The sequence below is a fragment of the Pseudoxanthomonas sp. PXM03 genome, assembly GCF_014852005.1.
Taxonomy (GTDB): domain Bacteria; phylum Pseudomonadota; class Gammaproteobacteria; order Xanthomonadales; family Xanthomonadaceae; genus Pseudoxanthomonas_A.
The window spans coordinates 84,902-94,564 of record NZ_JACVAU010000006.1 but is presented as its reverse complement, the minus strand read 5'-3'; the positions used below and the strand labels follow the sequence as shown (position 1 = coordinate 94,564).

General features: G+C 66.1%; 3 protein-coding genes and 1 tRNA gene. 2 read left to right on the top strand and 2 right to left on the bottom strand.

Translation table 11 applies throughout. The features are described from left to right. Positions 1–171: 171 nt before the first annotated feature. Together IB223_RS18745 and IB223_RS18740 are read left to right on the top strand one after the other, a co-directional pair. Positions 172–2,952 carry an isopeptide-forming domain-containing fimbrial protein gene (locus IB223_RS18745; RefSeq protein ID WP_192203303.1) on the top strand — a complete coding sequence of 927 codons (2,781 nt, stop codon included), beginning with the start codon at positions 172–174 and terminating at the stop codon, positions 2,950–2,952. Between the two features lie 11 nt (positions 2,953–2,963). Next, positions 2,964–6,692 carry a hypothetical protein gene (locus IB223_RS18740; RefSeq protein ID WP_225591213.1) on the top strand — a complete coding sequence of 1,243 codons (3,729 nt, stop codon included), beginning with the start codon at positions 2,964–2,966 and terminating at the stop codon, positions 6,690–6,692. 74 nt (positions 6,693–6,766) lie between these two features. Here the strand turns inward: IB223_RS18740 and IB223_RS18735 are convergent, their stop codons facing one another. Beyond that, a complete protein-coding gene (locus IB223_RS18735) occupies positions 6,767–9,424 on the bottom strand; it encodes a serine/threonine-protein kinase (protein ID WP_192203302.1) in 2,658 nt (885 codons plus the stop codon). A gap of 131 nt (positions 9,425–9,555) precedes the next feature. Then, positions 9,556–9,632, bottom strand: a tRNA-Arg gene (locus IB223_RS18730). Positions 9,633–9,663 lie beyond the last annotated feature (31 nt).

Below are 9,663 nucleotides of genomic sequence, written 5' to 3'. Positions count from 1 at the left end.
GCGACGGTGAATGCCCAGGCCGTGGGCACGGTGGACAACGCCGTGGTCGGCACCAACGCGACCTGCACGACGAACTGCGGCACCAGCACGCCGGTGACGGCGCCTGCGGTGACGTACAGCAAGTCGGTTGTCCTGCCAGCAGGGCAAACCGAAGTCTCGGCAGGGGATACCTTGGCGTATACGCTGAGCCTGTCGATCACCAATTCCCGCACGACGGCCGAGCTGACCCTGACCGACACCTTGGGCCCGGGACTGGATCTGGGCACGGTGACGGCGGGCGCTTTCACCTGCGGCAATACCAACCCGCTGGTCTGCACCTTGCCGGCCGGTACGGCGCCGGGCACCTACACGGTGATTTACACTGCCACGGTCAACGACCAGGCCTCAGGCACGGTGGACAACGCCGTGGTGGGCACCGGCGACGACGCGCCGACCTGCGCAGGCAGCTGCAGCACCGAAACGCCGGTCACGGAGCCGCTGCCGCCGCTGGTGACGTACGCGAAGGGCGCGGCATTGCCTGCGGATCAGACGGAAGTCAGCGTAGGCGACACGATCACCTATACGCTGACGGCGACGGTGAACAATGCCGCTACCACGGCGGAGCTGGTACTGACCGACACGCTGGGCACGGGCTTGGACTTCGTGGCGCTGACCAATGCCGGTGCGTACACCTGCAACAGCACTAACCCGCTGGTGTGCACGCTGCCTGCGGGCACGGTGCCGGGCATCTACACGGTGACCTATACCGCCACGGTGAATGCCGCGGCCTCGGGTACGGTGAACAATGCGGTGGTAGGTACCGGTGACGACACGCCGACCTGTGCCGATCGTTGCGATACCGTCACCCCGGTGGCCGAGCCGCGCGTGACCGTGACGAAGTCCTCCGATCCGGGGACGGGTGCACAGGTGCATATCGGCCAGACGGTCCGTTACACCCTGTCGGTCGCGATCAGCGCGTCCGCGCTGACCGAAGAACTGGTACTGGTGGATACGCCGGACCGCGGACTGACGCTGGGCGCATTGCCTGCGGGCTGCATGTTCGATGGCACCACGCTGACCTGCCGCTTGCCCGCAGGTACGGCCGCCGGTGTGCATGCGCTGAGCTATGACGCCGTCGTCAATGCGAACGCGGGCGCCATCGTCGGCAACCATGTGGTCGCGTCGGGCGGCGGTGGCGAGCCGCCGGTCTGCACCACCTGCAGTACGGAGCATGAACTGGATGCGCCGGAGATCCGCCTGAGCAAGGTGGCAGGCGCGCGCGAGGTCCGTATCGGCGATCTGGTCCGCTACACGCTGACCGTGGAGAACGTGGGCAGCACCGATCTGGTCAACGGCAACGTTGTGGATACACCGGCAGCGGGCTTCAGCTACGTCGAGGGCTCCCTGTTGGCGAACGATGCCGATGCCATGGCGACGGTTTCCGGCAGCAGCCCGCTCCGCTTCGGCGGTGTGGACGTGGCGGCCGGCGAGACCGCCACCCTGGTCTACGTGATGCGGGTGGGGGCGGGCGTCCGTCCGGGCACCCACGTCAACCAGGCACAGGTGCGCTCGGCGACGGATGATCCGGTGTCCAATGTCGCTACCGCGGAGGTGGTGCTGACGGCCGATCCGATGCTGGATGACAGCCTGCTGCTGGGTACCGTGTTCAACGACCGCGACGGTGATGGTTGGCAGGACAGCGCCGCGCTGAGTGGCGTGAAGGTGCAGGGCGGCTTTGCCCCGGGCGCCTACGTCGCCAACTCCACCACCGTGGATCGTGGCACCGGCCCGCAGCCGGAGCCGGATGCGAGTTCGCCGTTGTTGCATGGCATCGCCGTCGGTGCGATCAGCGGACGCCAGTCGGTGGCCGACCCGGCGGAGGACCATGAAGTGGTGATCCGCCAGCGTCTGAACGAGCTGAGCTTCACCGATGACTTCGTGCTGACCAGCAACCAGGGTGTCACCGTGCGCATGGATGCGGCGGGCAATACCCGCGTCGAGCAGACCGGTGAAGCGGCCAAGGGCCTGAATGCCGCCACGCCGACGGTCGAGCGTCGTGTGGCGCAGTCCGAAGGTGGCTACGTGGTGGATTACGTCATCCGCAACGCCGGTATCGATGAGCGCGGCATCCCCGGTGTGCGCATCGCCTCGGTGGAGGGCCTGCTGATCGAAACCGACCAGTACGGTCGCTACCACCTGGCAGGTGTGTCGGGCGGTGCGTGGGAGCGTGGTCGCAACTTCATCCTGAAGGTCGACCCGTCCACCCTGCCGGCCGGCGCCGAGTTCACCACCGACAACCCCCTGTTGCGCCGGATCACCCCGGGCGTGCCGGTGCGCTTCGACTTCGGCGTGAAGGTGCCGGAACAGGTCATCGAAGGCGGCAGCGAACAGGTGGAGCTGGAGATGGGCGAGGTGTTCTTCGCGCCCGGAAGCGCCGAGGTCCGCCCGCAGTATCTGCCGGTGATCGAGGCCATGGCAGCCAAGGTGCGCGAGTACCAGGGTGGTGAAGTGGTCATCAATGCGAATGCCGATGGCGAGGTGCTGGCCTTCGATCGTGCAAACGCGGTCAAGGCGGCCCTGTTGTCCAGGCTGGATGGCGAAGCGGCCAAGGGCCTGGTGGTGAGTGCGCGCGGCAACGTGGACGATCCGGGCTCGCTGATCGTCGGTGTCGATGAAGGGGGTGCCCTGCTTGGAACGGTGCTGTTCGACACGGACAAATCGAACATCCGTCCGGAGTTCGAGCCGTTGCTGGACAATGTGGCGGCCGCGCTGGACAGGATGGGGGGCGGCAGCATCGCGATCGTCGGCCACACCGACGTGCGTGCGTCGCACGCCTACAACGTCGCGCTCGGCATGCGCCGTGCCAAGGCGGTCTATGAAGCGCTCGCCAAACGCCTGAGTCCGGAGATACGTACGAAGGTCCGCGTGGAAGCCAGTAACGATCCGACAGCCCCTGTCGGCGTACGGAAGTGAGGGGGCGTGTCATGAAGAAGCGTATGAAGATGAAGCTGCTGGATTTCACGCTGATCAGTCTGCTGGCGGGCACGGCCCCGCTGGCGGGCGCCCAGACGGATGCAGGTACGCAGGCGGCGAAGGACCATGCCGAAGGCATGGCCGCGCCGGTGGACTGCAACGCCGAGACGTGCACGGGAGAGGAGGGTCTGCTGTTCCGCCTCAGGACTCGCAGCTACGACAAGCCGGTCACGCGGGAAACGAGCGAACGTTCATCGTCGGAGGCCCTCCAGCCGGACCGCCGCGTCACCGTGGCAATGGAGCAGCCAGGCAAGGCGACCGCCGTGGGCAAGTTCTCCATCGATCTGCCTGGAGGCGGCGCCATCTGGGCGACCGAAGATCCCACACTGGGCCAGCCCGAGCTGTCGGTTTCTGCCCCGTCGGTGGTGGCGTTCGATGGCGAACGCATCACCAAGCCGGTGCAGTTCTATGCGCGGGGCAACTATCCTGCCTTCATCAGGCGCCTGGAGATATCGCTGTATCGCAGCAGCGATGGCGATCTGATCGAGCCGATCGCTACCATTCCGATGGAGGTTGCGGCGGTCACCAGCGTGGAGTGGGAGGGTGCGTTGCCGTCGAAGTACCCCTTCCGCAAGGGTGACGAGCTGGTGTACGTGCTGCGCGCCTACGGGGACAACGACAGCTTCGACGAAACCCGTCCGCGGACCTTGCAGCTGGTGTCGCCGGAAGAAGCCGAGCGCGGTACCAACCTGCTGCGCGACAGCGTGGAACGCTCGCTGGGCAGCGCGTTGAGTGGCGAGCAAGCGCAAGCGCAAGCGCAGAGCCTGCTGGACAACGTGTTCGCCGACAACGGGCTGCGCCAGCAGAACATCGCGATGTATGGCTCCCGCATCCGTATCCAGGGTCGCAACATTCCGCAGACGGCATCGCTGACGATCAATGGCGAAAGCTATCCGGTCGACCAGGAGCGGAAGTTCGTCGCCGAGTACCTCGTGCCCGTCGGTCGGCACCGCTTCGATATCGGGTTGAGTGGCGAGAGCGCCGGAGACAAGGATTCGGCCACGGGCTCCCACACCCTGGACGTGGACGTCACCGGGCGCTATTTCTTCGGCGTCGGCCTGGCCGACGTTACGATCGCGCAGAACAAGGTCAGCGGTTCGGTTGAGCCGTTCGCAAATGACAACCGCTATGAGGATGATGTCATCAGCGATGGCCGCCTGGCCTTCTATGGCAAGGCGAAGTACCGCGGCAAGTACCTGGTGACCGCGCAGGCCGACACGACCCAGCGCGATCTCGACCGGCTGTTCAATGGCTTCACCCAGGCCGACCCGCAGGATGTGTTCCGCCGCCTCGATCCGGACCTCTATTACCCGGTGTATGGCGACGATTCCACGACCTATCGTGACGTGGATACGATGGGGCGCTTCTACCTGCGCGTGGACTGGGACAAGAATCAGGCGCTGTGGGGCAACTACAGCACCGGGATCAGCGGCACCGAGTACGCTCAGTACCAGCGCTCGCTGTACGGCGCAGCGTTGAACTGGCGTTCCATCGCCACCAACCGCTGGGGCGACCCGGGAACCAAACTGCGCATGTTCGGCTCGCAGGCTGAAACGGCACCCGGCCACAACGAATTCATCGGTACGGGCGGCAGCCTCTACTACCTGCGCCACACCGACCTGCTGCCGGGCTCGGACATCGTGACGCTCGAGATCCGCGACCTGACCACAGGCCGCACGGAAAACCGTGTGGTCCTGCAGCGTGGCGCGGACTACGAGATCGACGAGCTGCAGGGCCGCATCCTGCTGACGCGCCCGCTGACGCAGATCACCCGCGAGAACATTCCCACGCTGACGCGCGACACGCCGCTGGACGGCTTCGAGCAACGCCTGATCGTGGACTACGAATGGGTGCCGTCCGGCTTCGATGCCGACGATGTCACCGCCGGCTTCCGCGGCAAGCACTGGTTCGGGAACCATGTGGGCGTGGGTGCCACCTACGTGCAGGAGAACCGGGCGGGGCAGGACTACACGCTGGCTGCCGGTGACCTCACCTTGCAGGCGGGCAAGGGCACCTATGTCAAGGCCGAGTACGCGCAGACCGAATCATTCGGCGCCCCCGTGTTCTTCTCCGACAACGGTGGCCTGAGCTTCATCCAGCAGAACAACACGGCCATGTTCCGCGAGGGCGAGGCCAAGTCGCTCGAAGCCCGTGCCAATTTCAAGGAACTGGGCTGGACGGAACAGGACTGGAGCGTGGGGGCCTGGTGGCGCAATACCAGTGCCGGCTACTCGATCTCGCGCTACGACACCGGTCGTCCGGTGACCGAGTATGGTGCCGAGCTGCTGGGCCAGTTCACCCCCAATCTGGGCCTGTACACGCGTTACACGCGGGCCGAGAGTGGTGCGGAATCACTGACGCAGGCGCAGGCCACGCTGGAATGGCGCATCAATGATGCCAGTACGTTCAGCGCCGAACTGCGTCGTGTGGATCAGGAAAGCACGTCGGCCGACGCCGCGGGCACGCTGGGCGCCCTGAAGTACCAGCATCGCTTCGGAAGCACGCTGGAACTATACGGCGTCGGTCAGTTCACGCTGGATGACGATGGGGGGCAGTACGCCGACAACAACGCGCTGACGCTGGGCGGCAAGTACCTGTACGGCAACCAGTCGTCGGTGGGCGCGGAAGTGACCACGGGCGACCGTGGCGAAGGCGCTACCGTATCGGCGGAGCATCGCCTGACGGCCGAGCATTCCGTGTACGGCGCTTACACGTATTCCACCGACACCACGGCCTACGACTCGCTGTTCACCCGCAATGCGCAGAATGGCTGGACGCTGGGCCAGCGTTGGCGCCTGTCCAACCAGGTCAACCTGTACAACGAAAGCCAGTTCCTGAAGGAGCGCAACGAGTCGGGCCTGGCGCACACCTTCGGCATGGATTTCTATCCGGCCCAGGGCTGGAACATGGGCTTCACGTTGTCCGATGGCGAGCTGACGAACTCGACCGGCGGCAATGTCGATCGTCGGGCGATCAGTGTGTCCGGCGGGCGCACCTCGCCGGATACCGACTGGCAGAGCAAGCTGGAGTGGCGCGAGGACACCGGCGCGGAGCAGCGTGAGCAGTGGGTCAGCACGAATCGCCTGACCCACAAGATCAACGAGAGCTGGCGCATCGCTGCACGCTTGAACTACGCCGATACCGACGACCAGCTCAATCCGTTGGCAGGCGCGAAGTTCATCGAAGGCAACGTGGGCTTCGCCTATCGCCCGTGGAACAGCCAGCGCTGGGGCCTGTTCGGCCGCTACACGTATCTGTACGACCTGGCCACGCTGGGCCAGTTGGGTGGCGCGGAGTACGACCAGAAGTCGCAGATCCTGTCGTTCGAGGGCGTTTACAAGCGGGATCAGCACTGGGAGTTCGCCGGCAAGCTGGCCCGTCGCGAGGGCGAGGTGCGGATGGGGCGCGGCACGGGTGCGTGGCTGGATTCGGCGACCACGTTCGCAGCGGCGCAGGTGCGATACGACCTGCGCACGCAGTGGCACGCGCTGGCCGAGTATCGCTGGCTCGACGTCGACAACGGCGGCACGAAGCAGGGCTTCCTGGTGGGCGTCGACCGCGACCTCAACAAGAATTTCCGCGTCGGCGTGGGCTACAACTTCACCGACTTCAGCGACGACCTGACCGACTTCGATTACGACCACAAGGGCTGGTTCCTCAACCTGGTCGGAACCTACTGACCTCATCACGGGCGAAGGATCGCCCGGCAGCGTCGTCCGGCGCGCGCATGCCCACGCGTTGGTGAGCCCGAGGCCTAGGGGCCAAGGGCTGTTGGTGCGCTATCAGATGTATCCGGCTGGTAGTTCCGCACCAGCGACTGGCGGATATGCGTCGTCATCGCGTGACGGGTACCGAGGTGGCGGCTCGATTCCACCAACGCATCCTGCAGCAGGATTTCCGCCAGCTGCCTGTCATCCAGGTCTGCAGGTCTGCTGTGGCCGGCCCGCTGGATCAGCGCCTGCGCCAGCCAGTACTTGGCGGCGGGGGAGGGCTGGTGGTGCTGGCGGGTGGCGTGGACGACCTCCTGCAGCAGGCCAATGGCCTGCGCCAACGAGGCGCTGGCATCGGCGTCTGACTGACGGCCCGCGGCCGCGATGAGCGCGCGACCCTGTTCTTCCTTGGCTGCGAGCGTGGCCTGGTGGCGCGGGCCGAGCATCTGTTCCAGCAGTTGGGAGGCCTGGCTGGCGAGGGCGAGTGCACTGGTTGGATCTTCGTGCAGTCGCAGACGGGCCTCCAGCATCAGCAGGCGTGCGTACTCGGGGTGCCGCGTTCCGTAAGCCCCGACGATCGCTTCGCGCACCTTTTCTACCGCAGCGGGCTGGATGGCCTCCCCGCCGGGCTGTTGGTACTTCACTTCCAACTGCAGTCGTTCGCTCCGCACGGTGTCCGGATGCGTCGACCCCAGTCGCTGGCGGCGCGAGGCCAGCAGTGATTCCGCCAGCGCGCCGGCTTCTGCATGACGCGCCTGCGACAGCAGCAGGGACAAGCGCGCTTCGCGGGCATTGTCTGCCAGCGCGGGAGATCTCGTGCCCGCCTGGTCGATGGCGCGTTGAAGGTCGCGGGCGGCCTCGGGCAGGTTCAACAGCTGCAGGTGCCATTGGCCGCGCAGGATGAGCAGTTCGACATGGGTGTCGAGCGCCACGCGTGAGGGCATGCCGGCGGCAGTTTCCTGCGCGAAGTTCAGGGCGTCGAACGCAGCGTCGTATTCCGCCAGGCCCCAGTTCGCGCGTGCCAACTCCGTCAACAGGCCGAGCGTGGTCATGTCGGCGGTCGGGCGTGTCGAAGTCGCCTGCTGCAGGCCCGCTGCGGCGACGTCGCGCGCTTCGGCGTGGCGGGACTGGAGGTTGAGCAGGGTAGCGAGCATCGCCTGTGTATCGGACTGGTGCGCGCGATCATCCGCCAGCAGGAGATTGGCTTCACCGGCCAGTGCAAGGGCATGCTCATAATCGCCGAGCAACGCGTAGCTGCGCGCCAGCGACGCGAGGGCTCGTGCCTTGATGGCGGGGCTGGACTGCAGCTGGAGTTCGCGCAGGTGCGCTTCGGATTTCTCGAGCAGCTGCCGGGAGGAAGGGCGTGCTTCGGCGAGTCCCGAGAGAGTTGCCGCCCCCAGTGTCTGTTCGAACAGGGCGGACACCGCCTGCATGTCACGCATCTCCTGTCGGTCGCGAAGATGGAACCATGCCAGCACGCTGGCGCCGGTCGCCGCAACCACGATCACGCTGACGGCCAGCACGCTGGCGAGCGCGTTGCGTTGCAGGAAACGCTGCAGGACGTAGCGACGGCCACCTTTGCGCGCTGCCACCGGTTGCCGGCCGAGCCAGCGCTCGAGGTCGTCGGCCAAGGCAGCGATGCCGGCATAGCGTTCGTCCGGCGAGACAGCGACGCACTTCAACGCAATTGCATCCAGGTCGCCCTGCAGGCGTCTGCACAGCTGCCGGCCGTTGCCGCACTTGCGCTTCCAGGCGACGTCGGCCGATGCCGCGACCGCCAATGCGGAGGGCGCGTGCACCGGCGTTGCTGACTGCGCGACGAGGCTGGCATGCAGTGGCGGCAGTGGGCGCGGCCAATCCGCGACCAGCAGCTGATACAGCACCACGCCGATCGAGTAGATGTCGCTGGCCGCGGACGGTGTCCCACCCGCGAGCACTTCAGGCGAGGTGTAGCCATGGGAGACTGCGATCCGGGGGGGCGAGGCGCCACCCCGTCCGTCTATGACGGTGGAGAGACCGAAATCAAGCAGATGGACGCGTCCGTCCGTCGATACCAGCATGTTGCCGGGTTTGATGTCCTGGTGCAGCACGCCGTGCGCGTGCGCGTATTGCAGCGCCTTGCACGCCTGCAGGAGCAGCGCCACGCGCTCGTGCAGTGTCAGGCGTTGCTGGTCGGCCCAGAGATCGATCGAGATGCCATCCACCAGCCGCATCGCGAACCAGGGCCGACCATCTTCCTCAATGCCGCCGTCCAGCAGGGCGGCGATGTGGGGATGATCGAGTTGCGCGAGGTGGTTGCGTTCGCGCATGAAGGCATCGATCAATGCCGGCGAGGACATCTCGGCACGGATGCATTTGAGTGCGACCCGCTTGTTGTACTGCCCATCGACGCGACTGGCTTCGTAGACCGTGCCCATGCCGCCGGTTCCCAGCACGCCGTCGATGCGCCACGGTCCCAGGCGGTTGCCGATGCGCGACGAGGAAAGGTCGGCATCGTCGTGCTCCGGAAGACCGATGAGGGCGTCGAACGCGGTGCTCTGCAGCGCGTGCTCTGCGGCGTCGGCGACCAGCAGCCTGTGCAGGGCATCGTGCAGTGCGGGGTCGCTTTTCCTGAGCCGTGCCAAGGCAGCGCAACGCTGCGACGGTGTCAGATCGACGTACGCGTCGAACAGTTCAAGCGCGCGGGCCGCTAGGTCGGACATCGGTGACTGTCGGGGAAGGACACGGCGTCAGGTGCCACGAAGGCAGGATGCAGTGGATGCGCGAGCGGACCGGGACCCATCGCGGTGAGGGTAGCGCTTTCGTGGCCCCGCGCGTCGATGCTGCGGAGAAATGGCGCGCCTGGAGGGATTCGAACCCCCGACCAATGGCTTCGGAAGCCACTACTCTATCCGGCTGAGCTACAGGCGCACGGGACGGGCATTCTAGCCGCAAACCGGCA